Genomic DNA, 25,900 nt, shown 5'->3' with positions numbered 1-25,900 from the left:
ACCGGGACGATGATACGCGCGCGCCGCCGGATATCCGGCGGGCCGGGCGCACCGGTACGACATCGTGATGCCGGTCGTCCATGCCGACGCAACACCTGCGACCACCACCCGCTAAAATCCCGGTTCCGCCGTAGATGCTGTCCCGATGACCGAGTCCGTCCGCACCCCCTTCCATGGCTTCGAGCAGCTGCCACTGCGCGAGTTCGCCGAGCGCGCCTATCTCGACTATTCGATGTACGTGGTGCTCGATCGCGCGCTGCCGTTCATCGGCGACGGCCTCAAGCCGGTGCAGCGCCGCATCATCTACGCGATGAGCGAGCTGGGACTGGGCGCGGCGGCGAAGCCGAAGAAGTCCGCGCGCACGGTCGGCGACGTGATCGGCAAATACCATCCGCACGGCGACAGCGCGTGCTACGAGGCGCTGGTGCTGATGGCGCAGCCGTTCTCGTACCGCTATCCGCTGATCGACGGCCAGGGCAACTTCGGCTCAAGCGACGATCCGAAATCCTTCGCGGCGATGCGGTACACCGAATCGAAGATGACGCCGATCGCGGAGATGCTGCTGACCGAACTCGGCCACGGCACCGTCGACTGGACCGACAACTTCGACGGCACGATGCAGGAGCCCTCCTGGTTGCCCGCACGCCTGCCGCACTTGCTGCTCAACGGCACCACCGGCATCGCGGTCGGTATGGCCACCGACGTGCCGCCGCACAACGTCAACGAGATCGTCAGCGCCTGCCTGCGCCTGCTCGACGATCCCGACGCGACGGTGCGCGATCTGTGCGAGCACGTCCGCGGACCGGACTACCCGACCACCGCCGAAATCATCACCCCGTCCGCCGATCTGCTGCACATGTACGAGACCGGCCACGGCAGCGTGCGCGCACGCGCGACGTTCCAGAAAGAGAACACCAACATCGTCATCACCGCGCTGCCGCACCAGGTCAGCCCGAGCAAGGTGATCGAGCAGATCGCCGCCCAGATGCGCGCCAAGAAGCTGCCCTGGCTGGAGGACATCCGCGACGAATCCGACCATGCCAACGCGGTGCGCGTGGTGCTGATTCCGCGCTCGAACCGCGTGGATGCCGAGCAGTTGATGGGCCATCTGTTCGCGACGACCGATCTGGAAAAGAGCTTCCGCATCAATCTCAACGTCATCGGGCTCGACGGCCGTCCGCAGGTCAAGAACCTGAAGATGCTGCTGTCGGAATGGCTGCAGTTCCGCACCAATACCGTGACCCGCCGCCTGACCCATCGCCTGGAGAAGGTCGAGCGTCGCCTGCACCTGCTCGACGGCCTGCTGATCGCGTTCCTCAATCTCGACGAGGTGATCCACATCATCCGCACCGAGGACGAGCCGCGCGCCGTGCTGCAGGCGCGCTTCGAACTCAGCGACGAGCAGGTCGACTACATCCTGGAGACGCGTCTGCGCCAGCTCGCGCGCCTGGAAGAGATGAAGATCCGTGGCGAACAGGCCGAGCTGGAAAGCGAGCGCGATCGCCTGATCACCACGCTCGAGAGCAAGACCAAGCTGAAGAAGCTGATCAAGGACGAACTGCAGGCCGATGCGAAGAAGTACGGCGATGCGCGTCGTTCGCCGCTGGTGGCACGCAGCGCAGCGCAGGCGCTCGACGAAAGCGATCTGGTGCCGAGCGAGCCGGTGACCATCGTCGTCAGCGAGAAGGGCTGGGTGCGCGCGGCCAAGGGCCACGACGTGGACCCGGCGGTCATGAACTACCGCGACGGCGACAGCCTGCTCGCGTTCGCGCGCGGCCGCACCACGCAACAGGTCGCCTTCCTCGATTCCACCGGCCGCAGCTATTCCACCATCGCGCATTCGCTGCCCTCGGCGCGCGGCAACGGCGAACCGCTGACCGGCCGCTTCTCGCCGGCCGCCGGGGCGTCGTTCCAGGCCGTGGTGGCGGGCGAATCGGACGCGCGCTTCGTCGTTGCGTCTTCGCATGGCTACGGCTTCGTGACCCGCTTCGAAAACCTCACCGGCCGGCAGAAGGCGGGCAAGGCGATGCTGTCGCTGTCGCCGGGCTCGACCGTGCTGCAGCCGGCCGCCGTGCGCGCGGTCGATGCGGACCGTCTGGTCGTGGTGACCAGCGCCGGCCATCTGCTGACGTTCCCGGTCGCGGAGTTGCCGGAACTCGACAAGGGCAAAGGCAACAAGATCATCGAGATCCCGAAGGCCAAGCGCGGCACTGAACAGGTGGTCGCCGTGGCCGTCGTCGCGCCGGGCACTTCGCTGCTGGTGCGCTCGGGTGCGCGCACGATGACGCTGTCGTTCAAGGAACTCGACACCTACATTGGCGCGCGCGCATCGCGTGGCGGACTGCTGCCGCGCGGCTGGCAGAAGGTCGAGGGACTCGACGTCGAATGAGGCCGGCCCGGGCGCGTCGCGGCGATCCGTTGCGCGTCCGGTCCGGAAGCATCATGAAACGGTATGCGCGCGCTCGCGCGTTCCAGGGACAATCCATCGCGCGCACGCGTGCTCCTGCCTCAGGCGTCCAATGCAACCCCAGTTCTGGCACGAACGCTGGTCCAGCAATCGCATCGGTTTCCACCGGGATGCGCCGCTACCGCTGCTGGTGGCGCACTGGCCGGCGCTCGACCTTGCGCCGGATGCCCGCGTGTTCGTGCCGCTGTGCGGCAAGTCGCTGGACATGGTGTGGCTGGCCGAGCGCGGTCATCGCGTGCTCGGTGTCGAACTGTCGGAACTGGCCGTGCGCCAGTTCTTCGAGGAGCGCGGGCTGAGGCCGGCGATCCATGAAACATCTGCGGGCCGGCACTTTGTCGCCGGTGCGTACGAGCTGATCGTCGGCGATGCGTTCGCGCTGGAAGCGGATCTGCTCGCGGACTGCGCCGCCGTCTACGACCGCGCGGCGCTGATCGCCCTGCCGCCGGACCTGCGCCGCACTTATGCGGCCACGGCGTGGCGACGCCTGCCAGCGGGATGCCGCGGGCTGCTGGTCACGCTGGAGTATCCGCAGGCGGAGAAAGCCGGCCCGCCGTTCTCGGTCGAGGCGGACGAGGTGCATGTGTTGTTCGATCGCGACTGGCGGATCGACGCAATCGAACGGCGGGACATTCTTGCAAACGAGCCGGGGTTCGTTGCCGATGGTGTCACCGCGTTGTCGACGGCCGTCTACCGGGTGGTGCGGCGGGGGTGATGCGGGTTCGGGCGGCGCTTAAGTCGAAATTCCCCTTCGACGGCGGCCCTCACCCCAACCTCTCTCCGAGAGGGAGAGGGGCTTCAAAGCAGACGCTCGCGAGATTCAAGCCCCTCTCCCCCTGGGAGAGGGGTTGGGGTGAGGGCAGACGCCTCATTCGAATCGAATCGAGCAGCGGCTTCTCACCCGCTAAAAGCAGAAACGCCCACGACAAGCGCAGGCGTTTCCAGACTCCAGACAACGCGGCGAACACGCCGCGCTTCTGTCACCCCACGCCGGCGTGCGTGCCTTCCGCCTCGCCCATCCGGCTCTGCTGGTAGCGCTCCAGGCCGATCATCTGGATCAGGCGCAGCTGCTTCTCCAGCCAGTAAGTGTGGTCTTCCTCGGTGTCGGCGAGCTGGGTCACCAGCACTTCGCGGGTGACGAAGTCGCTGTGCTGTTCGCACAGCACGATGCCCTTGGCGAGGTTGTCGCGCACCAGGTATTCGAGGTCGAGATCCTTGCGCAGCATCTCTTCGACAGTGACACCCGGCTCGAACGCATCGGGGCGCATGTCCGGGGTGCCTTCCAGAAACAGGATGCGCTTGAGCAGCGCGTCGGCGTGCTGGGTTTCCTCTTCCATCTCGTGATTGATGCGCGCGTAGAGCTGGTGCAGGCCCAGATCCTCGTAGCGGCGCGAATGCAGGAAGTACTGGTCGCGCGCCGCCAGCTCACCGCGGAGCAGGAACTTCAGGTAATCGACGACTTCGGGATGTCCTTTCATGGCAGCGCTCGCAACACGTGGAATGCGCGCAGTATGCCGGGCCGCCGTGACGCATGATCGGATGGGAATGCATGCATTTCGCATTCTCAGGCGCGTCCGCCCGGCGCTGCGCGAACCGCACGGCCTGTTGCAAGCGGCGTGACGCACATCGGCGTAGACTCGCGCGCCTTCCGCATCTCGTCCCCCCAATGAAGATCGGCATCGACTTCGGCACCAGCTATTCCGCCGCCGCTGCGCGCATCGGCGACCGGCTGGTGCACATCCAGTTCGACGGGCAACCGCAGTTCCGCACCGCGGTGTTCTTTCCGACCACCCTGCCCGATCTCGATGCGTTCGAGCTGGACGGGGCGATGGAGGTCGAGGTGGAATCGCTGATGCGCAGCCTGCGCAGCGACCAGACGCGTGCCGGCGGCACACCGCGCCCGGCCGCGCTGCTGCGCCGCGACGCGATCCGCATCGTGCGCCGGCAATGGCTGGAGGCGCGCATGCGCGATGCGGAATCCTCGGCTGCAGATCTGCAGCACGCGGTGTTCGGCGAAGCGGCGATCGAAAGCTATCTGCTCGAAGGCAGCGGCAATCTGGTCCAGTCTCCGAAGTCGATGCTCGGCTTCAATCTGCACCCGCGCGCGAAGGAGACCATCACCGGCATCGCCGCGCACATCCTCGAACACATCCGCCTGACCGCGAGCCAGCAACTCGGCACCACCGTGCGCGCAGCGACACTGGGCCGACCGGTGCGTTTCCGCAGCTCGCTCGGCGAGGCCGGCGGCGAACAGGCCCTGGCCCTGCTGCGCGATGCTGCGGCCCAGGCCGGCTTCGATGCGATCGACTTCCTCGAAGAACCCGCGGCCGCCGCACTGCACTACCACGCCGAGAGTCCGCAGCGGCACACCACGCTGGTCGTCGACATCGGCGGCGGCACCACCGATATCGCGCTGGCGGACGTCGGCGGCGATGGCGCGCCGCGCGTGCACCGCGCCTGGGGCGTCGCCAACGGCGGCACCGACGTCGATCTCGCGCTGAGCATGGCCCAGGTCATGCCGGTATTCGGCAAGGGCGCCAGCCGCATCCCGGTGCACCACTTCGTCGAAGCGGCGACGGTGCAGGACATGCCGCGGCAACGCGATTTCCACAAGCGCGACTTCAGCCATGTCGATGCCCCATTCGGCGCGCGCCTGCAGGCGCTGCAGCGCGACGGCGGCACCACGCGCCTGTACCGCGGCGTCGAGGGCATGAAGGTGCGCCTGAGTGCGCACGACGAAGCCGGTCACGCGCTGGATTACATCGAGCCCGGCCTGCGCGTCGATGCAACGCGCGCTGCGCTGGAAACCGCCAGTGCACGTTTTCTCGACACCATCGGCGCCCTGCTCGACGACGTACGCGGCGATCTCGACGCGCCGCCCGACAGCCTGTTCCTGACCGGCGGCATGTCCGGGGCGCCGTACGTGCAGGCGGCTGCGCAGGCACGCTTCCCGGATGCGCGCATCGTCCGCGGCGATCCCTCGCTGGGCGTGGTGTCCGGTCTGGCCGAGCACGCACGCAACTGAGCCACCGGTCCGCCTGCGCGCCGGCCCGCCACATGCCCGTGGAATAATCGGACCGCGCCGCATCTGCCGCGGCCGGGGAATCGTGCATGCGCAAATGGATCCTGCGGGCGCTGCTCGCGCTCGTCGTGCTGCTGGTCGCGGCCGGCCTTTTCATCTGGCTGTTACTGCGCGCGAGCCTGCCGACACTCGACGGCGACCAGTCGCTGACCGGCCTCGGTGCGCCCGCGACCATCGAACGCGATGCCGCCGGCGTGGTCACGATCACCGCCGCCAACGAGACCGACGCGATGCGTGCGCTCGGCTTCGTGCACGCGCAGGAACGCTACTTCGAAATGGACCTGATGCGGCGCGTACCGTCTGGCGAACTCTCCGCGTTGTTCGGCGAGCGCGCGCTCGAGACCGACCGCCGCAACCGCGTGCACCGTATGCGCGCGCGGGTGGAGGCCGATCTGGCTGCGGTGGCCGGCGATCGCATGCCGCAGCTGCAGGCCTATGCGGACGGTGCCAATGCCGGCCTCGCATCGCTCCGCGCGCGGCCTTGGGCGTACCTGCTGCTGCGTCAGACGCCGCAACCGTGGACGCCGGCGGATTCCGCACTGACCGGGTTCGCGATGTATTTCGATCTGCAGGACGCGACCAATGCACGCGAGCTGGCGATGCACCGCTTGCAGCCGGCGCTGCCGCCGGCGCTGTTCGATCTGTTCGCGCATGACGGCAGCCGCTGGGATGCGCCGCTGTTCGGGGAGGCGCGTGGCGATGCGGTGTTGCCGGGCGCGGAACTCGTGGATCTGCGGTCGGTGGATGTGGTGGAAGTCGATGGCGAGCTGCGGGAGCGTTCGCCGTTTGCGTCTGTCGGATCTGCGCGAGACGAGGACTCACAACCCGCATCTCCGCTGGCCCTCACTCCACCGTTTGTTTCACAAACGGTCCCCCTCTCTCCCGCGGCACGGGAGAGAGGCCAAGGTGGGCCGCCAGTGGCGGCCGATCTTGGGCGGGGCAGCAACAACTTCGCCGTCTCCGGCGCCTTGACCGCCGACGGCCGCGCCCTCGTCGCCGACGACATGCATCTGGGGCTGCGCGCACCCAACATCTGGTTCCGCGCGCGCCTGCGCTATCCCGACCCGCGCGCGCCGGGCGGCCAGGTCGATGTCACCGGTTTCACCCTGCCCGGCCTGCCGGCGATCATCGTCGGCAGCAACACACACGTCGCCTGGGGCTTTACGAACAGCTACGGCGATTACCTCGACTGGCAGCGCCTCGTGCCCTGCGCCGACGACGCCCCTGCGGGCTGCACGCCGGTCGTGCGCCATGAGGAGCGCATCGACGTCGCCGGCGGCGCACCGGTCACGCTGGTCGTCGAAGACAGCGACTGGGGCCCGCTGGTCCACCGCGACGACGACGGCAGCGCGATCGCCCTGCGCTGGACCGCGCATCAGCCCGGCGCGCTGAATTTCGGCCTCGCCGGTTTCGCCCACGCGCGCGACCTCGACGATGCGTTGACCATCGCGGACAGCACCGCCACGCCGACGCAGAACCTCGTGATCGGCGATCGCAGCGGCCGCATCGCCTGGCGCCTGCTCGGTCCGGTTCCTGTGCGCGAAGCCGGCTGTGACGGTCGCACTGTCTCCGTGCCACTGACAGCCGATGCGGCGGCGGGCGTGAACCGATGCGCGCCCTGGTCCATCGCCACGAATGCCTCGCCACTGCTGCGCTCGCCGGATACCGATCGTCTGTGGACCGCGAACAGCCGCGTCGTCGATGGCGAAGATTTCGCACGCATCGGCGACGGCGGTGCCGCACTCGGCATACGTGCGTGGCAGATCCGCGAAGGCTTGGAAGCGCGTGAGCAGTTCGTGGAGCGTGACCTGCTCGCGATCCAGCTCGACGATCGTGCAGTACTGCTGTCGCGCTGGCATGCGTTGCTCGGCTCGATCGCGAACGAAGCGCGCGATGACAGTGCGTTGCGCGCCTTGTCCGATGCCTCACGCGACTGGACTGGTCATGCCAGCGTTGACTCCGTGGGCTATCGCCTGGTGCGCGCGTGGCGGCTGGCCGTCCACGAACGTCTCGCCGACGGCCTCGCCGCTCCCGCGCGCGCCGCACTGGGCGACACCTTCAAGACGCCTGACTCGCCGAATTTCGAAGGCGTCGCCTGGCCGCTGACCGAACAGCGTCCCGCGCACCTGTTGCCGCGCCGCTTCGCCTGCACGCCAGACACCCAGCGCGGTGTCTGCACGCCAGCGGAAGACGGCTGGCAGGCGCTGTTCGAAGACGCGGCCCGCGACGCGCGCGACAGCGTGGCCGGCGACGGCCCACTCGCCGGACGCACCTGGGGCGAACGCAACACGACCGCGATCTGCCACCCGCTCGCCGCCGCGATTCCGCTGCTCGGCAAACGTGCGCTCTGCATGTCGGCCGAGCCGCTACCCGGTGACGGCACCGTCCCGCGCGTCCAGGGCCCGGCCTTCGGTGCCTCGCAGCGCATGGTCGTCGCACCCGGACACGAGGCCGACGGCATCACCCACATGCCCGGCGGCCAGAGCGGGCATCCGTTGTCGCCCTACTGGGGCGCCGGACACGACGACTGGGCGCGGGGGCGCGCTTCGCCGTTCTTGCCGCAGACGACGGTGTCTACGTTGCGGCTCGCGCCAGAGACCCGCGCAGTTCGCTGACGCGGCCGATCTGCGTTGCTTTGGCTTTTGCTTTGGCTTTGGCTTTTGCTTTTGCTTTTGCTTTTGCTTGCAGCCTTTGATTTGAATCGAGCCGTAAAGCGAGCCGAGCATCGCAGGGCGGCGGGGTCGAAGAGCAGCCCATGTCTGAGCGCAGCGAGTTTGGGCTGCGTGCCCCGTCGTCCGAGAAGCGCAGGGGACCGCCGCGGCTGTATCGCGGCGGATCGCGTCCGGCGAAGGGACCTTTTGGTTCCTTTTGGGTCCATCCAAAAGGGACTCGCACGCGCAGCGGGCGAAAGCTCTGTACTTGCTTGCGCTTCTCAGCTCGTCGCTCTGCGACTTTGATGTTCCCAGCAAAGAATCAACCGCAGGAGCGAAGATCAAGGACAGGGCTTCCGCGCTGTCGCGCGGCTTACTTTTGTCTTGGCAAAAGTAAGCAAAACCGCCTTCGCCGGACGCGAGCCGACGCGATAAAGCCGCGTCGGTGCCCTCCGCTCCTCGCCTGACGCGGCACGCAGCCCAAACTCGCTGCGCTCAGACATGGGCTGCTCTTCGGCCACGCCAGGCTCCGGTGCTCGGCTCGCTTTACGGCTCGATTCAAGTCAAAAGCCGAAGCCAAAGCCGAAGCCAAAGCCAAGAGCAAAGGCAAAGGCAAAAGCGAAGGCAAAAGCAAAGGCAAAAGCAAAGACAACAACCTCCAGAACATGCACCCTGGCAACAGCGCATCCAACGCATTGCCAGCACGCACCCTGCGTCGCCACGATGGCGCAGACCCATCAAAAAAAAGCCCCGCATCAGCGGGGCTTCTACGAACGCGCGGACGCAATCAGTCCCGCAGTTCGATCACATCGAACTCCGCCACCGGATCCACCTCGGCGTCGTAATCCACATCACTGCGCTCGAACCCGAACAACTTGAGGAACTCGTGCTTGTAGCCGGCGTAATCGGTCAGCGCGAACAGGTTCTCGCTGGTGATCTGCGGCCACAGCGCCTTGCACTGCGCCTGCACGTCGTCGCGCAGTTCCCAGTCGTCGAGACGCAGGCGCGCTTCGTCGTCGACCTCGGGCGCCGCCCCATCGGCGCGATACATGCGCTCGCGGAACAGGCGGTCGAGCTGATCGAGCGTGCCTTCATGTACACCCTTCTCCTTCATGACCTTGAAGGCAATGGCGATGTAGAGCGGCAGCACCGGAATCGCGGCGCTAGCCTGGGTGACCACCGACTTGAGCACGGCGACGTTCGCGCTGCCGCCGGTCTCGGCGAGCTGCGCATCGATGCGCCGCGCGGTCGCGTCGAGGTCGGCCTTGGCCTTGCCCAGCGCGCCGTGCCAGTAGATCGGCCAGGTGATCTCGGTGCCGATGTAGCTGAAGGCCACGGTCTTCGCGCCGTCGGCCAGCACGCCGGCCTCGCGCAGCGCGTCGATCCACAGCTGCCAGTCCTCGCCGCCCATCACGGTCACGGTGTCGGCGATCTCCTGCTCGGTGGCAGGCTCGATCGACGCTTCGATGATCTGGTCCTTGTTGGTGTCGATCGCGGTCGAGGTGTAGGCCTCGCCGATCGGCTTGAGCGCGGAGCGCTTCACTTCGCCCGTGCCCGGCAGCTTGCGCACCGGCGAGGCCAGCGAATAGACCACCAGATCGACCTGGCCGCCCATCTCGTTCCTGATCAGGTCGATCGCCTGCGCACGCGCGGCGTCGGAGAAGGCATCGCCGTTGATCGAGCGGCTGTAGAGGCCGGCTTCTTTCGCATAGCGATCGAACGCGGCCGAGTTGTACCAGCCGGCGGTGCCGGGCTTCTTCTCGGTGCCGGGTTTTTCGAAGAACACGCCGAGCGTGTCGGCGCCGAAACCGAACGCAGCACTGATGCGCGCCGCCAGGCCGTAGCCGCTGGACGCGCCGATCACCAGCACCTTCTTCGGACCGTCGTCGCGCACACCGCGCGCCTGCGTTGCCGCGATCTGGTCGCGCACGTTGTGGTCGCAGCCGGTCGGATGCGTGGTGGTACAGATGAAGCCGCGGACTTTGGGATGGATGATCACTGGTGTCGCCCGTGTGTCTGGAAACGTGGTGGCCAGTTTACGGGCTGGTGCCGTTGCGGTCCCGTACGGGGGCCGATGGTATGGCCGCACAGCGGTGGAACCAGGTGCTGCTCGAATCCCACTCCCTCCTGCATGCAGGCGCGCGATTGACAGCGCGCGGGCGCCCGGCTGAACTGTGCGCTGGCTTCTTCCCCTGGATGCACGCATGCCGTCTCGCTGGACCGATTCACCACTGCGCTACGGCCTGGTCACGCGACTGCTGCATTGGGGAATGGGCGCGCTGTTCGCCTGGCAGTTCACCGGCATGGGTGTGAAGCTGACGCTCGGCAAGCATCCGCTGACCGCGTTCCTCGTCGGCACGCACAAGCCGGTCGGTTCGTTGCTGATGCTGGCGATCCTGCTGCGCGGCGCCTGGGGTCTGTCGCAATGGCGCAATCGTCCGCCGCATCCGGCGACGCGGATCGGCCGTCTCGCGCTCGCCGGGCATGCGGTGTTGTATGCGTTGATGTTCTACATCCCCACCGTCGCCCTGCTGCGCGAATACGGAAGCGGCCGCGGTTTCGCGCCGTGGGGCGTGCCGCTGTTTCCGGCGACCGGCGAGCAGATCGGCTGGCTGATGGCGCCGGCCAACCTGTCCCACGGCGTGCTGGCGTGGACGCTGCTGGCGCTGATCGTCGGGCACGTGCTGATGGTCGCGCTGCACCACGTCTTCTGGCGCGACACGACGCTCGCGCGGATGGCCGGCAGACTCTGACGATCAGATTCCCCTGTAGGCGCGCGCGCGACGGTCTTCACCTGGGAGCCTCTTCGCGCGCGAGCGCGCTCCTACATGGGAAATGGACTTCCCACGACTCCAACCGCGCGCGCATCGGCTGACGGCTTAAGCCGCAGCGTGATGCACACCGGCCACCGCACGTCCCGACGGATCGGCGGCGTTCGCGAACGCCGCGTCCCACGCGATCGCCGCGGGCGACGAACAGGCGATCGACTTGCCGCCCGGTACTGTCGCGGCCGCCGCCGGTGACGGGAACTCGCGCTCGAACACGCTGCGGTAGAAGTAGGCCTCCTTCGTCTGCGGCGGGTTGTGCGGAAACCGGCTCGCCGCCGCCGCGAGTTCGCGATCACTGACCTGCGCCTCGGCATGCGCCTTGAGCCCGTCGATCCAGCCGTAGCCGACGCCGTCGCTGAACTGCTCCTTCTGCCGCCACAGGATCTCGTCGGGCAGATGCCCGTCGAACGCCGCGCGCAATACGCCTTTCTCCATGCGCTGGAAGCCGTCGCTGCCACGATGGATCATCTTGTGCGCGGCGTCGAAGCGCATCGCCACGTCGAGGAACTCGCGGTCGAGGAACGGCACGCGCGGTTCCACGCCCCAGGCCATCATCGACTTGTTCGCGCGCAGGCAATCGTAGTTGTGCAGCGCGTCCAGCTTGCGCACCAGTTCCTCGTGGAACTGCCGCGCATCCGGCGCTTTGTGGAAGTACAGATAGCCGCCGAAGATCTCGTCACTGCCCTCCCCCGACAGCACCATCTTCACCCCCATCGCCTTGATCCGGCGCGCGAGCAGGAACATCGGCGTCGACGCGCGGATCGTGGTCACGTCGAAGGTCTCGACGTGGCGGATCACATCGGGAATCGCATCGAGGCCTTCCTCGAAGGTGTACTCGAAGCCGTGATGCACGGTGCCCAGCGACTCGGCGGCGATCGCCGCGGCGGCGAGATCGGGCGACCCCTTGAGACCGATCGCGAACGAATGCAGGCGCGGCCACCAGGCTTCACTCTGATCGCCGTCCTCGACGCGATGGCGCGCGTAGCGCGCAGCGACGGCCGCGACCAGCGAGGAGTCCAGACCACCCGACAGCAGCACCCCGTAGGGCACGTCGGTCATCAGCTGCCGATGCACTGCGGCCTCGAATGCTTCGCGTACGTCGTCGAGCGACACATCCACGCCCTCGACCGCATCGAAATCGCGCCACGGCCGCTGGTAGTACTGCGTGAGCACACCGGTCGCGCTGTCGTACCAGTGGCCGGGCGGAAACTGCGCGACATCGGCGCAGGTATCGGCCAGTGCCTTCATCTCCGACGCGACGCGCAGGCGGCCTTCGCGGTCGTGGCCCCAGTACAGCGGCACCACGCCGATCGGATCGCGGGCGATGATCGCGCGGCCGCTGTCGCGGTCCCACAGTGCGAACGCGAAGATGCCGTTGAGGCGTTCCAGAAATGCCGACGGGCCGCTGCCGTCGGCCGCGTGCTCGCGGTACAACGCGCTGACCACTTCGCAGTCCGACGCCGTCTGGAACGCGTACGGCACGCCCAGTTCGGACTTCAGCGCCCGGTGGTTGTAGATCTCGCCGTTGACCGCGAGCACCAGCGCGCCGTCCGCCGACAGCAGAGGCTGCGAACCACCCGCCGGGTCGACGATCGCCAAGCGTTCGTGCACGAGGATGGCGCGGTCGTCGACGTGTACGCCGCTCCAGTCGGGGCCGCGGTGGCGCTGGCGCTGCGAGCACTGCAGGGCCTCCCGGCGCAGGGTGGCGATGTCGTCGCCGGATTGCAGGCCGAAGATGCCGAAGATCGAACACATGGTGAAGCTCCTGGGATGTCGTGGATCGCGATGTCGGTGGAGCCGGATGCGGACACAAAAAAACCCGCATCGCGGCCGATGCGGGTTCGTGTTCCGGTGCCTGCGCGTCTTGCCTTATTGCTGCGCCAGCTCCCACACCCGCCTCGGCCGCGCACGATTGTTCGTGCGCAGTGCGTTGGGGTTGCGATTGTTGGCGGCGATGCGGGGCATGGATTGCAACCTAAAGACTATGACGTGGCCGCGCAACCGTTGCGTACGCAACGGCTGCATCGATCCGTCCAACGCAACGCGTGCTGCAGGACGGCCAACGGGGTTACTTGACCGGCAGAGCATCGACCGGGGACTCGGCGGCTGCGGCCGCTGCGGCGTTCTTTTCCGCCTGCAGACGGTCGGGGTCGACCAGCGAGGGATTGTCGAGCACCTCCTTCAGGCGCTCGCGATCAAGCTGGCCCGTCCAGCGCGCCACCACGAGCGTGCCGATGCCATTGCCGGTGAGATTGGTCAGTGCACGACCTTCCGACATGAAGCGGTCGATGCCGACGATCAGTGCGATGCCCGCCAGCGGGATCACGCTCTCGAACGCCGCCAGCGAAGCCGCCAGCGTCACCAGGCCCGCGCCGGACACGCCGGCCGCACCATTCGAGGAAATCAGCATGAAGACCAGCAACGCGATCTGCGTGCCGATCGGCACCTCGATGCCGAACGCCTGGGCGATGAAGATCGCGCCCATCGTCATGTAGATCGCGGTGCCGTCCAGGTTGAACGAATAGCCGGTGGGAATCGTCAGGCCGACGACCGACTTCGGCACGCCGGCGGCTTCGAGTTTCGCCAGCATGCGCGGCAGCACCGTCTCCGACGACGAAGTGCCCAGCACGATCAACAGCTCGTCGCGGATCATGCGGATGTACTTGAAGATGCTGAAACCCGACCACCAGCAGATCGGTCCCAGCACCAGGAACAGGAACAGCAGGCAGGTCATCCAGAAGCTGACCATGAAGTAGCCGAGCGAGCCGAGGATCGCGCTGCCGTATTCGCCGATGGTGAACGCCATGCCGCCCATCGCGCCCAGCGGCGCGAACCACATGACGATCTTGATGACGCCGAACATCACCTGGGCAATGGTATCGAGCGCCGCGACCGCAGGCTTGCCGCGCTCGCCGAGCATCGTGATCGCGCAGGCGACGAGAATCGCCATCACCAGCACCTGGATCAGCTGGCCTTCGACGAATGCACCGAAGAACGAACTGGGCACGAGATGCAACAGGAAGCCTGTCAGCCCCTCGCCAGCAGCGGCGCCCGCGCTGCTGAGCGTGCCCTGGGCTGCGGAGGCGTCGAAGGTCGCCAGATCCAGACCGAGCATGCGGCCAGGCCCCAGCAGGTTGATCACGACCAGGCCGATGCCCAGTGCGAACACGGTGGTGATGTTGAAGTAGAGGACGGTCTTGAGCGCCAGGCCGCCGGCCTTGGCGAGATTGCCGAGTCCGGCGATACCCACGGCGACGGTCGCGAAGATGGTCGGCGCGATGACCACCTTGACCAGCTTGATGAAGAGGTCGGCCAGCCATTTCATCTGCGCGCCGACTTCAGGTGCGGCCAGACCGATGGTGATGCCCGCGGCGATGCCCACCAGCACCCAGAAGTACAGGTGGTGCCACAATTTCTTGCGCTTCGGCGCGGGCCCGGGTGTCGGGGCTTTGACGGCGTTCGGGGTGTGGGTATCGGTCTGCATGCCGCAAGCCTGCCAGATGAACACCGATTGCAAACTCACACCATGGGACTAGATGGCGCAGTCAGGTTCTTGCGGTATCGGCATCGAAGGCGCTTCTTTTGCGGGGATCTGCAGGGATCCGGCCTGATTTCAGCAGTTCCGGACATGCGTCTGCGGAACTGCGGTCCGTCCAGCGGAGCTGCGGAGGGCATCCGTCGGTCGGGTGAGGCGAAGGCATTCCATTGTCGCGTCGGCGCCAAGCGAAGCGCCGTGTGCTTCGCTCCACCTTACGCATCCAACTGTCGCTCGGTCTGGGCCACCCGACTGCGAAGCGCGCGGCCGGACCGACCGGATGCCTCAACGAAAACGGGCCGCTTGCGCGGCCCGTTTTCATGAAACATGGAACGCTGGCGATTACTCGGCCGGCGTGCCTTCGCCTTCGGCGACGGCCTTCATCGACAGTCGGATGCGGCCCTGCTTGTCGACTTCCAGCACCTTGACCTTGACCACGTCGCCTTCCTTGAGCACGTCGCCGACCTTCTCGACACGCTCGTTGGAGATCTGCGACACGTGGACCAGACCGTCCTTGCCGGGGGAGATCGTCACGAACGCGCCGAAGTCCATCAGCTTGACGACCTTGCCCTCGTAGATGCGGCCGGGCTCGACGTCCGACGTGATCTGCTCGATGCGTTCCTTCGCGGCCTGACCGGCGGCACCGTTGACCGACGCGATCGTGATCGTGCCGTCGTCCTGGATGTCGATCTGGGTGCCGGTCTCCTTGGTGATCGCCTGGATGACCGAACCGCCCTTGCCGATGACTTCGCGGATCTTGTCGGGGTGGATCTTGATCGTGATCAGGCGCGGCGCGAACTCACTGAGTTCGGTACGGGCCGTGGTCAGCGCGCTGCTCATCTCCTGGAGGATGTGCAGACGGCCCTGCTTCGCCTGGGCCAGCGCGACCTTCATGATCTCTTCGGTGATGCCCTGGATCTTGATGTCCATCTGCAGCGCCGAGATGCCGTTCGTGGTGCCGGCGACCTTGAAGTCCATGTCGCCGAGGTGATCTTCGTCACCCAGGATGTCCGACAGCACGACGTAGTCGTCGCCTTCCTTGACCAGACCCATCGCGATGCCCGCGACCGGTGCCTTGATCGGCACGCCCGCGTCCATCAGCGCCAGCGAGGAGCCGCAGACCGACGCCATCGACGAGGAACCGTTCGACTCGGTGATCTCCGACACGACGCGGATGGTGTACGGGAATTCTTCCATCGTCGGCATCACGGCGAGCACGCCGCGCTTGGCCAGACGGCCGTGGCCGATCTCGCGGCGCTTCGGACCCATCATGCGACCGGCTTCGCCCACCGAGTACGGGGGGAAGTTGTAGTGGAACAGGAAGTGCTCTTTGTACTCGCCGGCGACGGCGTCGATGATCTGGCCATCGCGCGCGGTGCCGAGGGTCACGGCGACGATCGCCTGCGTCTCACCGCGGGTGAACAGCGAGGAGCCGTGCACGCGCGGGAGGATGCTGACCTTCGAGCTGATCGGACGCACGGTGTCGAGCGCGCGACCGTCGATGCGGACCTTGGTCTTGAGGACCGAGTCGCGCATCGTCTGGTATTCCTGCTCGCCGAATTCCTTCGACAGCTCGCTGTTCGACCAGGCATTGGCTTCGGCGTGCGGCTGCACGGCTTCGAGGATCGCCTTCTTGACCTTGGAGATCGCGTCCTTGCGCTCGAGCTTGTCACGCACCTGGAACGCACTGGCGAGCTGCTCGCCGACGGCGCTGCGGATGGCCGAGATCAGGCCTTCGTTAGCGGCAGGCGCCGACCATTCCCACTTCGGCTTGCCGGCCTCACTGACGAGCGCGTTGATCGTGTTGATCGCGACCTGCATCTGCTGGTGGCCGAACATCACGGCGCCGAGCATCACGTCTTCCGACAGTTCCTTGGCTTCCGACTCCACCATCAGCACGGCGTTCGCGGTACCGGCGACGACGAGCTCGAGGTCCGAATCCTTCAGCTCCGACACGGTCGGGTTCAGCAGGTACTGGCCGTCCTTGTAACCGACCTTGGCAGCACCGATCGGGCCGTCGAACGGCGCGCCCGAAAGCGACAGTGCAGCCGAGGCGCCGATCAGGGCGAGGATGTCGCCGTCGATCTCGGGGTTCATCGACATCACGGTGGCGATGATCTGGACTTCGTTGCGGAAGCCATCCGGGAACAGCGGACGGATCGGACGGTCGATCAGGCGCGACGTCAGCGTTTCCTTCTCGGTGGCGCGACCTTCACGCTTGAAGAAGCCACCCGGGATACGGCCGCCGGCGTAGAACTTCTCCTGGTAGTCGACGGTCAGCGGGAAGAAATCCTGCCCTTCGCGTGCGGTCTTGTTGGCGACCGCGGTGACCAGCACCTGGGTGCCTTCGCACGACACCATGACGGCGCCGCCGGCCTGGCGCGCGATCTCGCCGGTCTCGAGCGTCACCGTGTGGTTGCCGAACTGGAAGCTCTTTGTCACTTTCGCCACGTTGAATTCCTTGATGTCTCTTGCGATGAACCGACCGGGACCCATGCCCCGTCCGGGCGGACGCTGCCCACGCCCTAAAAAGAACCGCGGCGCATTTCTGCGCCGCGGTGGGTATCGGGTTTAGCGACGCAGACCGAGCTTCTCGATCAGGGCCTTGTAGCGATCCGCATCCTTCCGGTGCAGATAGTCCAGCAGGCTGCGACGACGGTTGACCATCATCAGCAGGCCGCGGCGGCTGTGGTGGTCCTTCTTGTGCGTCTTGAAGTGCTCGGTCAGATGCACGATGCGTGCGGTCAGCAGGGCGACCTGGACTTCCGGTGAGCCGGTGTCGTTGTCGCCGCGCTTGTGTTCTTCGATGATCTTGCCGTTGTCGATGGTGCTGGTCATTTCATGCTCTCTGGACGCGGGTCCCGCAGAAGACGGCGACGTGTCGTGTGACCGTCGCGTACCGCCCGGACCGCCTGTGGATGGGTGCTGCAGTGTGCCTTGAAAAAGGCGGCCGAATTGTACCGCTGGGCGGACGGCCGGACAAGGCGGCCATTCAGGCCCCGGTGGCGTTTCCGTCGGCGCGGCGGAACATGCGTTGCGGTTTCAGGCGCCCGTCGTCGATCACCTGCCCCAGGCCTTCGGCGCGTCCGGCAGGCCCGATGATCGCGACCTCACCGACCGGCGCGTACGGGCCCGGCACCTCCTGCCCGTTCTGCAGCCGCGCCGCCTGGCGGGCGTCGACATGGACCTTCGGCCACGCCAGCATACCGGCCTCGATCTCCAGCAGGCAGGCGTCGAGTTGGGATTCGCCGCGCGCGGCCAGCGCCTGCAGGTCTTCCAGCGTCCACATGCGCGGATCGCGGAAGGGATCGACCCACAACCGGCGCAGTTCGGCGACGTGCGCGCCGCAGCCCAGCAGCTCACCCAGATCGCGGACCAGGCTGCGCACGTAGGTGCCCGAGCCACATTCGACATGCAGGCGCAGCTGCGGCATACCGCCGGGTTCGAGCACGCCGTCGAGCAGGTCGGCCGCCGACTGCAGCTCGAAGACATGGACGTCCACGGGTCGGGCATCGACTTCGACCGTCTCGCCGCGGCGCGCCTTGGCGTACAGCGGCTCGCCGCCGCGCTTGAGTGCGGAGTAGATCGGCGGACGCTGCTGGATACGCCCGAGCAGCTGGCCGAGAGCGGCATCGAGGGTCTCGATGGTCAACGCCGGCACCGGGCGCTCGCGCAGGATCTCGCCGTCGGCATCGTCGGTATCGGTGACCTGCCCCAGCCTGGCGACGGTGGTGTAGGCCTTGCGCGCGCCGAGCAGTCCGCCGGCGATCTTGGTCGCTTCACCGAAACAGACCGGCAGCAGGCCGGTCGCCAGCGGATCGAGGCTGCCGGTATGGCCACCCTTCTCGGCACGGAACAAGTGGCGCACGCGTTGCAGCGCCTGGTTCGAACTCATGCCACGCGGCTTGTCGAGCAGCAGGATGCCGTCGAGCTTGCGGAACTGCGTGCGCGGACGATCCGGCTGCCGACGTTTGCCGCGCGGGCGCGGCGGCGTCGCAGACGAGGCGTCGGCGTCAGTCGGCGGAGGATTCGCCGACATCACGCAGCAGGTTGTCGATACGCTCGCCACGATCGACCGAATCGTCGTAATGGAAATGCAGCTCCGGCACATGGCGCAACTTGACCGCGCGCGCGAGGCGGAAACGAATTTCGTACGCGACCGCCTTCAGACCCTTCATTGCTTCGTCGGCGCGCTCGGACTGCAGTGCGGTCACGAAGACCTTGGCGTGCGCCATGTCACGCGTGACCTCGACATCGGACACGCTGACCGACGGCAACCCGTGTTCGGCGACCGCCTCGCGCACGAGCGTTCCGAGCTCGCGACGAAGCTGGGCGGAGACGCGATCGGTACGGTGGAAGGATTTCGTGGGCACGGATGGAACACCTGTTGCGATGGGACGGAAAAAGTTTGAAGCGGTCCGGGTGATACCGCCCGAGACGACGACGGCCGGGTCCGTGTCTACGGAGCCCGGCCGCCGGCATTGCATCCGGCGCGCCCTTACAGGGTGCGCTGGACCTCGATACGCTCGAAGCACTCGATCTGGTCGCCCGGCTTGACGTCGTTGTAGGCCTTGACGCCGATACCGCACTCGGTGCCGTTGCGCACTTCGTCGACGTTTTCCTTGAAGCGGCGCAGCGATTCCAGCTCGCCCTCGAAGATGACCGTGTTGTCGCGCAGCACGCGGATCGGCTTGCTGCGCTTGACCACACCCTCGATGACCATCGAGCCCGCGACCGCACCGAACTTGGAGCTGCGGAACACGTCACGCACTTCGGCGGTACCGATGATCTCCTCGCGGATCTCCATGCCGAGGATGCCCGAAGCGACCTGCTTGACCTGGTCGATCACGTCGTAGATCACCGAGAAGTAGCGCAGATCCAGCGCGCTGTTCTCGATCACCTTGCGCGCGGATGCATCGGCGCGGACGTTGAAACCGATGATCGTGGCCTTGGCCGCGGCCGCCGAATTGGCGTCCGACTCGGTGATGCCGCCGACGCCCGAGACGATGACGTTGATGCGGATCTGGTCGTTCGACAGCGCGACCAGCGACTGCTTGAGCGCTTCGACCGAACCCTGCACGTCGGCCTTGATGACCAGGTTGAGCGACAGCTGCTGCTCGGCCTGGCCCATCTGCGCCATGATGTCTTCCATGCGGTTGCCCGCGGCCTGCACCAGACGCGTCTCGCGACGCTTGCTGTCACGCTGCTGGGCGACTTCCTTGGCCAGGCGCTCGTCGGCGACGACGACGAAATCGTCGCCTGCATCCGGCACGCCCGACAGACCCAGCACCTGCACTGGGATCGACGGACCCGCCGTCGGGACCTGGGTGCCGGTCTCGTCGAACAGCGCACGCACGCGGCCGTATTGCACGCCGCAGACGAGGTAGTCGCCACGGGCCAGCAGACCGTTCTGCACCAGCACCGTCGCGACCGGACCGCGGCCCTTGTCGAGCGAGGATTCGATGACCGTACCGCTCGCGCGGCCTTCGGCCACGGCGCGCAGTTCGAGGATCTCCGACTGCAGCGAGATCGCATCGAGCAGATCGTCGACACCGTCACCGGTCTTGGCCGACAGCTCCACCATCTGCGTGTCGCCGCCGAAGTCCTCGGCCACGATCTCGTGCTCGAGCAGTTCGTTCTTGACCCGAGACGGATCGGCGCCGGTCTTGTCGATCTTGTTGATCGCCACGATCAGCGGCACCTTCGCCGCCTTCGCGTGCTTGATCGCCTCGACCGTCTGCGGCATGACGCCGTCGTCGGCCGCGACCACCAGGATCACGATGTCGGTGAGCTTGGCGCCACGTGCGCGCATCGAGGTGAAGGCCGCATGGCCCGGGGTGTCGAGGAAGCTGATGACGCCCTTGTCGGTTTCGACGTGGTAGGCGCCGATGTGCTGGGTGATGCCACCCGCTTCGCCCGAGGCGATCTTGGTGCGACGGATGTAATCCAGCAGCGACGTCTTGCCGTGATCGACGTGACCCATGATCGTGACGACCGGCGGACGCGCGACCTGGTCGCCCTGCGCTTCGCCCACGTGTGCGATCAGCTCGCTCTCGGCGTCGTCTGCGTCGGCGCGCACCGGAATGTGGCCGAGCTCTTCGACGGCGAGCGCCGCGGTGTCGTGGTCGATCGACTGGGTGATGGTCGCCATGACGCCCATCTTGAACAGCGCCTTGACCACGTCGCCGCCCTTCATCGCGAGCTTCTGCGCGAGGTCGGCCACGGTGATCGCTTCGCCGATCGCGACTTCGCGCTGCATCGGCGCGGTCGGACGTTCGAAGCCGTGCGGGCCACCACCACTGCGCGACGGCGCATTGCCGCGACGCTGCGGACCACCGCGCTGCGGCTTGCCGCGCGTGTTGCTGGTGCTGCGACGGGCGCGATCGGAGGCGCTCAGGTGCAACTGGCCGGCGAAACGCGCGGTCTTGTCGTCGTCCTCGACGCCACTGACCATCGCGTGCGAACCACGGTTGCCCTTGTGCTTGGCACCGGCGGGCGCGTTGCGATCGTCCGCACGCGGCGGCGCAGGCGGCTTGTGGCCGTGACCATGCGCAGCCGGCGGACGACGCGTCGCTTCGGCTTCTTCCGGCGGCGCGGCGGCAGCGGCCGCTGCGACCTGGCGCAGACGTTCGGCCTCGGCTTCCGCTTCGCGCTTGCGCGCTTCGGCCTCGTCGGCGCGACGCTTGTCGTCCTCGGCCAGACGCTGCTGTTCGGACAGGTTCTTCGCACGCGACTCTTCGAGCTTGCGCAGGATCTCGGCGCGCTCGGCGTCCGGATCGATCGCGCCACCCGCGTTGGGGCTCAGCGTGACCTTCTTGCGCACGACGACATCGACCGTCTGGCGGTTCTTGCCGCCACCGACCGTCAGTTCCTGCTTGCGGCTGCGGCTGAGCGTGATCTTCTTCGGCGCAGCGACTTCCTCGGCCGGGGCATCGCCCTTGCCGTGTGCGCGCTTGAGGAAACCGAGCAGCTTGAGCTTCTCGGCACTGGTCACGCTCTGGTCGGGATCGCTGAACGGCATGCCCGCTTCGGACAGCTGTTCAAGCAGTTTCTCGACCGGCGTATTCACCAGTGCGGCCAGCTTGCGGATGGTGGTTTGTTGCGACATTCGTGATTCCGGTTCCTTGCGCGCCGCCGCGAATTGCGGGGCGCAGTGGATTTGTCATTCTACCGCTGCATGGGATTCGTTCCGAACGGGATCGTCATCCGTGGCTGGCGGCCGCGTTCTAGGCCGGTGCAGGGCACCGGCCCGGCGCGACCCGTCAGCCTTCCCTTTCCAGCCGCGCGATCTCTTCGGCACGGGCGGCGAGGATCAGCGCGGCGGCGCGGGCCTCGTCGAGGTCCTCGATGCCGAACTCGACCACTTCATCCGCGCCCAGGTCCGACAGGTCTTCACTGGTGCGGATGCCGTGGGCGGCCAGCGCGTACGCCGTCGCCTCGTCCATGCCGTCCAGCGCGAGCAGATCGTCCGCAGGTGCATTCTCGTCGACGCCCTCTTCGACCGCGAGCGCGTCGTTGAGCAGCGAGTCGCGAGCGCGTCCGCGCAGTTCCTCGACGATGTCTTCGTCGAAGCCCTCGACCGCCAGCAGCTCGCCGACCGGCACGTAGGCGATTTCCTCGACCGTACTGAAGCCCTCGGCGACCAGGATGCCGGCGATTTCCTCGTCGACCTCCAGCTTCTCCTGGAACAGGGCGCGCGCCGATGCCTGCTCGGCATCCGACTTCGCGGTGACCTGGTCCTGGGTCATCACATTGAGCTGCCAGCCCGACAGGCGGCTGGCGAGGCGCACGTTCTGGCCGCCCTTGCCGATCGCCTGGGCGAGCTTGTCTTCGGCGACCGCCAGATCCATCGAGTGCTTGTCTTCGTCGACGACGATGGACTGCACTTCCGCCGGCGCCATCGCGTTGATGACGAACTGTGCCGGGTTGTCCGACCACAGCACGATGTCGACGCGCTCACCGTTCAACTCGTTCGACACCGCCTGCACGCGCGAACCGCGCATGCCGATGCAGGCGCCGATGGGATCGGTGCGGGTGTCGTAGGCCAGCACGGCGATCTTGGCGCGGTCGCCCGGATCGCGTGCGCAGGCCTTGATCTCGACCAGGCCCTGGCCGACTTCCGGCACTTCGAGCTTGAACAGCTCCATCATGAATTCAGGCGCGGCGCGGCTGATGAACAGCTGCGGGCCACGGGGCTCGCTGCGCACGTCGTACAGATAACCGCGGACGCGGTCACCGGCGCGCACGACATCGCGCGGAATCGCCTTGTCCTTCTGGATCAGCGCTTCGGCGTTGCCGCCGAGATCGACGTAGACGTTGCCGCGCTCGACGCGCTTGACCACGCCGGTCACCAGCTCGCCGACGCGATCCTTCCACGCATCGACGACCTGCTGGCGCTCGGCCTCGCGCACGCGCTGCACGATGACCTGCTTCGCGGCCTGGGCGGCGATGCGACCGAAGTCGACATTCTCGATCTGCTCTTCGATGTAGTCGCCGACCTCGACGCCTTCGGCCTCGTCGATCGCGTCCATCAGACGCAGCTGGCGGTCGGGCGATTCCATGACGACATCGTCGGCCACCACTTCCCATCGGCGGAAGGTCTCGTAGCTTCCGTCCTTCGAATCGATCGCGACGCGCGTCAGCACGTCCTGGTCCATGTAGCGCTTCTTGGCGGCAGTCGCCAGCGCAGCTTCGATGGCCTCGAGAATCACCGATTCCGGGACGCCCTTCTCGCTCGCGACCGCGTCGACGACCAGCAACAGTTCCTTGCTCATCTTTTCATTCACTCCGCACCGGTCGACGGATCCGCCGACCGCTTGTTGTCACGTGGTGTGTGGTTGGCCTTGCGGGTCGCGCCGGTGGCGCGGCCGTTGTCCTTCTTGTCCTTCGACGCGGCGAGACCCAGCGCAGCCCAGTCGGGCACCACGCGGGCTTTTTCGATGTTGTCGGCCTGCACGGTGAGCGCAGTGCCGTCGACATCGAACGTCACGGTGTCACCTTCGACCGCAGTGATGCGACCGGTCAGGCGGCGGCGCCCGTCCTGCGGCAGCTTCAGGCCGACCTTCGCGGTCTCGCCCTGGCACTGCGCGAACTGCGCGACGTTGAACAACGGACGATCGATCCCGGGCGACGACACCTCGAGGGTGTAGTTGCCGGTGATCGGATCCTCGACGTCGAGCTGCGCCGACACTTCGCGGCTGACCGCCTCGCAGTGCTCGATCGTCACGCCCTGCCCGCCTTCGCCTTCTGGATCGGCCTGGCCGGCTTCCGCGCTTGCCGGCACATCGATGTAGATGCGCACGAGCGCGCCACCCGGCGCCGTCAGGTATTCGATGCCCAGCAGTTCGAGCCCGAGGGCCTCGACCGTCGGTGCCAGCAGTTCCGTCAGTTGTGTCGCCTTGTCCGCCACTGATCCCTCGTCCGTTGCGTATCCGGTATCGCACGATCGTCGCTGCCTGCAAACGCACCGCGTTGCCCCAGGCGCCTGTGGCTTTCCGATCGCGGAAAACGACAAAGGGCCCGATGGGCCCCTTGTCCGATACCACTGGATGTCGGCGCCGAAGCGAAGCAGTTGCTTCGGCAAAGCCCAGATTCTTCGCGTCGGATGCACCCGGAGGCGCGCCTTCTTTACTGCGTTGAATGTGGTAGCGGGGGCAGGATTTGAACCTGCGACCTTCGGGTTATGAGCCCGACGAGCTGCCAGACTGCTCCACCCCGCATCAGAAGCGGAATTATGAAGATTTCTCTTCGATATTGCAAGAAGTTTCGAGCGATTCCGCGTCCCTCGAACTTCTCCCGATTGCCATGTTGCAGCGACCGGGCGCGCATCTTAACCAGATGACGCGCGTATTACCAGAGGATCCGGTCAGGCGGCGAATGCCTGCTGGCACCACGCCATCAACGGACTGAAGAACGGCACGACGACCAGCAGCGCCAGCACGTTCAGTGCGAACACCAGGCGCATCGGCGTACCCGGGCGCTGGGCCATCGGGGCGGCCTCGGGGGCATCGAAGTACATGACCTTGATCACGCGCAGGTAGTAGAACGCGCCGATGACCGCGAACACGATGCCGACGATGGCCAGCCACAGCAGATCGCCCTGCAGGGCGCCCTGCAGCACGGCCAGCTTGGCCCAGAAGCCGAGGAACGGCGGCACGCCGGCGAGCGAAGCCATGATGCACAACACCATGCCGGCCATCCACGGGCTGCGCTGGTTCAGACCCTTGTAGTCGTTGATCTGCTCGGCTTCGAAACCGTTGCGCGACAGCATGACGATCGCGCCGAACGCGGCCGCCGACATCACGGCGTAGCTGACGACGTAGAACATCGCCGAGGCGTAGCCCACCTGCCCGCCACCGGCGAGGCCGAGAAACAGGAAGCCCACGTGCGAGATCGTCGAGTAGGCGAGCATGCGCTTGAGGTTGGTCTGCGCCAGCGCGAACAGGTTGCCGACCACCAGCGACAGCGCGGCGAGGATCGACAGCAGGATCTGCACCTGGTCGTGCAGCGGGCCGAGCGCGGTTTCGAGCAGGCGCCAGGCCATGCCGAACGCGGCGATCTTCGGCACCGAGCTGATGAAAGCGACGATCGGCGTCGGTGCGCCGTGGTAGGTGTCGGGCAGCCACATGTGGAACGGCGCGGCGCCGAACTTGAACGCGATGCCCACGATCAGGAACACCATGCCGGTGAGCATCAGCACGCGGCCGTCGCCCGACAGTCCACCGATCGCGTCGTTGATCGCAGGCAGCGACAGCGTGCCGGTGGCCCCGTAGATCAGCGACATGCCGAACAGCAGCATGCCCGACGCCAGCGCGCCGAGGACGAAGTACTTCATCGCCGCTTCCGACGCGAGCTTGCTGTCGCGGTCGCAGGCCACGAGTGCGTAGGAGCAGAGCGCCAGCAGTTCCAGACCGACGTAGACCATCGTCAGGTTGTTGGCCGACACCAGCAGCATCATGCCGGCCGTGGTGAACAGGAACAGCACCGGGATCTCGCCCTGGTACAGATCGCGCTCGCGCAACCAGGTCCAGGCGTAGCCCAGTGCCACGGCGCCGACCACGAGACCGGCGACCTTCAGCACATCGGCCCCGCCGTCGCGCACGAACATGTCCGCGAGGATGCTGCCGTGACCACCGACGCCGAAGACGATCAGCGCGGCCGCAGCCAACATCGTCGCGACAGCCAGCACATGGGTGATGATCCGGCGGCGCGGGTCGATGAACAGGTCGAGCATCAGCAGGGCGAACGCACCCAGCACGATCACGAGCTCGGGCACGATCGGGCCCAGCTCGGCCAGCGTGCGGATGGGAGGCGTCATCGGGGCAGAAATCATCGCAACGG

The 25,900-nt window shown here is 66.7% G+C and carries 17 protein-coding genes and 1 tRNA gene; 5 read left to right on the top strand and 13 right to left on the bottom strand.

From position 1 onward, the window contains the following. Window positions 1–145: 145 nt before the first annotated feature. Together parC and AC3IRM_RS05470 are read left to right on the top strand one after the other, a co-directional pair. A complete protein-coding gene (parC, locus tag AC3IRM_RS05475) occupies window positions 146–2,389 on the top strand; it encodes a DNA topoisomerase IV subunit A (RefSeq protein ID WP_489205224.1) in 2,244 nt (747 codons plus the stop codon). A gap of 130 nt (window positions 2,390–2,519) precedes the next feature. Next, the gene (locus tag AC3IRM_RS05470) at window positions 2,520–3,179 is read left to right on the top strand and encodes a thiopurine S-methyltransferase (RefSeq protein WP_489205223.1); all 660 of its coding nucleotides are present in this window, start codon (window positions 2,520–2,522) and stop codon (window positions 3,177–3,179) included. A gap of 265 nt (window positions 3,180–3,444) precedes the next feature. On the opposite strand, the gene bfr is transcribed toward AC3IRM_RS05470, so the two are convergent. Further along, window positions 3,445–3,942, bottom strand: a complete 498-nt coding sequence (gene bfr, locus AC3IRM_RS05465) for a bacterioferritin (protein ID WP_310154562.1) — start codon at window positions 3,940–3,942, stop codon at window positions 3,445–3,447. 188 nt (window positions 3,943–4,130) lie between these two features. On the opposite strand from bfr, the gene AC3IRM_RS05460 reads away from it, so the two are divergent. Together AC3IRM_RS05460 and AC3IRM_RS05455 are read left to right on the top strand one after the other, a co-directional pair. Then, window positions 4,131–5,489, top strand: a complete 1,359-nt coding sequence (locus tag AC3IRM_RS05460; RefSeq protein ID WP_489205222.1) for an Hsp70 family protein — start codon at window positions 4,131–4,133, stop codon at window positions 5,487–5,489. A gap of 86 nt (window positions 5,490–5,575) precedes the next feature. Next, on the top strand, window positions 5,576–8,161 hold the full coding sequence (locus AC3IRM_RS05455; protein WP_489205221.1) for a penicillin acylase family protein: 2,586 nt from the start codon (window positions 5,576–5,578) through the stop codon (window positions 8,159–8,161). An 823-nt stretch (window positions 8,162–8,984) separates the two neighbouring features. Here AC3IRM_RS05455 and fabV read toward each other — a convergent pair. Next, window positions 8,985–10,196, bottom strand: a complete 1,212-nt coding sequence (gene fabV / locus AC3IRM_RS05450; RefSeq protein WP_489205220.1) for an enoyl-ACP reductase FabV — start codon at window positions 10,194–10,196, stop codon at window positions 8,985–8,987. A 205-nt stretch (window positions 10,197–10,401) separates the two neighbouring features. Between fabV and AC3IRM_RS05445 the strand changes: the two genes are divergently transcribed. Next, complete coding sequence (locus AC3IRM_RS05445) at window positions 10,402–10,950, top strand: cytochrome b (protein ID WP_489205219.1); 549 nt, start codon at window positions 10,402–10,404, stop codon at window positions 10,948–10,950. Window positions 10,951–11,076: 126 nt separating this feature from the next. Here AC3IRM_RS05445 and asnB read toward each other — a convergent pair whose 3' ends face one another. The 11 genes from asnB to nuoN form a co-directional block, all read right to left on the bottom strand. Beyond that, window positions 11,077–12,780 carry an asparagine synthase B gene (gene asnB / locus AC3IRM_RS05440; RefSeq protein ID WP_489205217.1) on the bottom strand — a complete coding sequence of 568 codons (1,704 nt, stop codon included), beginning with the start codon at window positions 12,778–12,780 and terminating at the stop codon, window positions 11,077–11,079. A gap of 313 nt (window positions 12,781–13,093) precedes the next feature. Beyond that, the gene (dctA, locus tag AC3IRM_RS05435) at window positions 13,094–14,509 is read right to left on the bottom strand and encodes a C4-dicarboxylate transporter DctA (protein ID WP_489205216.1); all 1,416 of its coding nucleotides are present in this window, start codon (window positions 14,507–14,509) and stop codon (window positions 13,094–13,096) included. 393 nt (window positions 14,510–14,902) lie between these two features. After that, window positions 14,903–17,011 (bottom strand): polyribonucleotide nucleotidyltransferase, encoded by a 2,109-nt coding sequence (gene pnp, locus AC3IRM_RS05430; RefSeq protein ID WP_489205215.1) that lies wholly within the window; start codon window positions 17,009–17,011, stop codon window positions 14,903–14,905. A 120-nt stretch (window positions 17,012–17,131) separates the two neighbouring features. Further along, window positions 17,132–17,398 (bottom strand): 30S ribosomal protein S15, encoded by a 267-nt coding sequence (rpsO, locus tag AC3IRM_RS05425; RefSeq protein WP_055247276.1) that lies wholly within the window; start codon window positions 17,396–17,398, stop codon window positions 17,132–17,134. 154 nt (window positions 17,399–17,552) lie between these two features. Then, window positions 17,553–18,602, bottom strand: a complete 1,050-nt coding sequence (truB, locus tag AC3IRM_RS05420; RefSeq protein WP_489205214.1) for a tRNA pseudouridine(55) synthase TruB — start codon at window positions 18,600–18,602, stop codon at window positions 17,553–17,555. After that, window positions 18,574–18,933, bottom strand: coding sequence for a 30S ribosome-binding factor RbfA (rbfA, locus tag AC3IRM_RS05415; RefSeq protein ID WP_489205213.1), 360 nt, complete (start codon window positions 18,931–18,933; stop codon window positions 18,574–18,576). Before rbfA ends, truB begins: the two co-directional genes overlap by 29 nt. 125 nt (window positions 18,934–19,058) lie before the next feature. Further along, window positions 19,059–21,668, bottom strand: a complete 2,610-nt coding sequence (gene infB / locus AC3IRM_RS05410; RefSeq protein ID WP_489205212.1) for a translation initiation factor IF-2 — start codon at window positions 21,666–21,668, stop codon at window positions 19,059–19,061. Between the two features lie 154 nt (window positions 21,669–21,822). Beyond that, the gene (gene nusA / locus AC3IRM_RS05405) at window positions 21,823–23,334 is read right to left on the bottom strand and encodes a transcription termination factor NusA (protein ID WP_310236333.1); all 1,512 of its coding nucleotides are present in this window, start codon (window positions 23,332–23,334) and stop codon (window positions 21,823–21,825) included. 8 nt (window positions 23,335–23,342) lie between these two features. Further along, window positions 23,343–23,969, bottom strand: coding sequence for a ribosome maturation factor RimP (gene rimP / locus AC3IRM_RS05400; protein WP_489205210.1), 627 nt, complete (start codon window positions 23,967–23,969; stop codon window positions 23,343–23,345). 233 nt (window positions 23,970–24,202) lie between these two features. Beyond that, window positions 24,203–24,279 (bottom strand) — tRNA-Met (locus tag AC3IRM_RS05395). 146 nt (window positions 24,280–24,425) lie between these two features. After that, window positions 24,426–25,889 (bottom strand): NADH-quinone oxidoreductase subunit NuoN, encoded by a 1,464-nt coding sequence (nuoN, locus tag AC3IRM_RS05390; protein ID WP_489205847.1) that lies wholly within the window; start codon window positions 25,887–25,889, stop codon window positions 24,426–24,428. Window positions 25,890–25,900 lie beyond the last annotated feature (11 nt).

The sequence above is a fragment of the Luteimonas sp. KH_071 genome (assembly GCF_057838005.1).
Note: the sequence above shows the minus strand (reverse complement) of the source record. Positions and strands in the feature narration are given on the sequence as shown.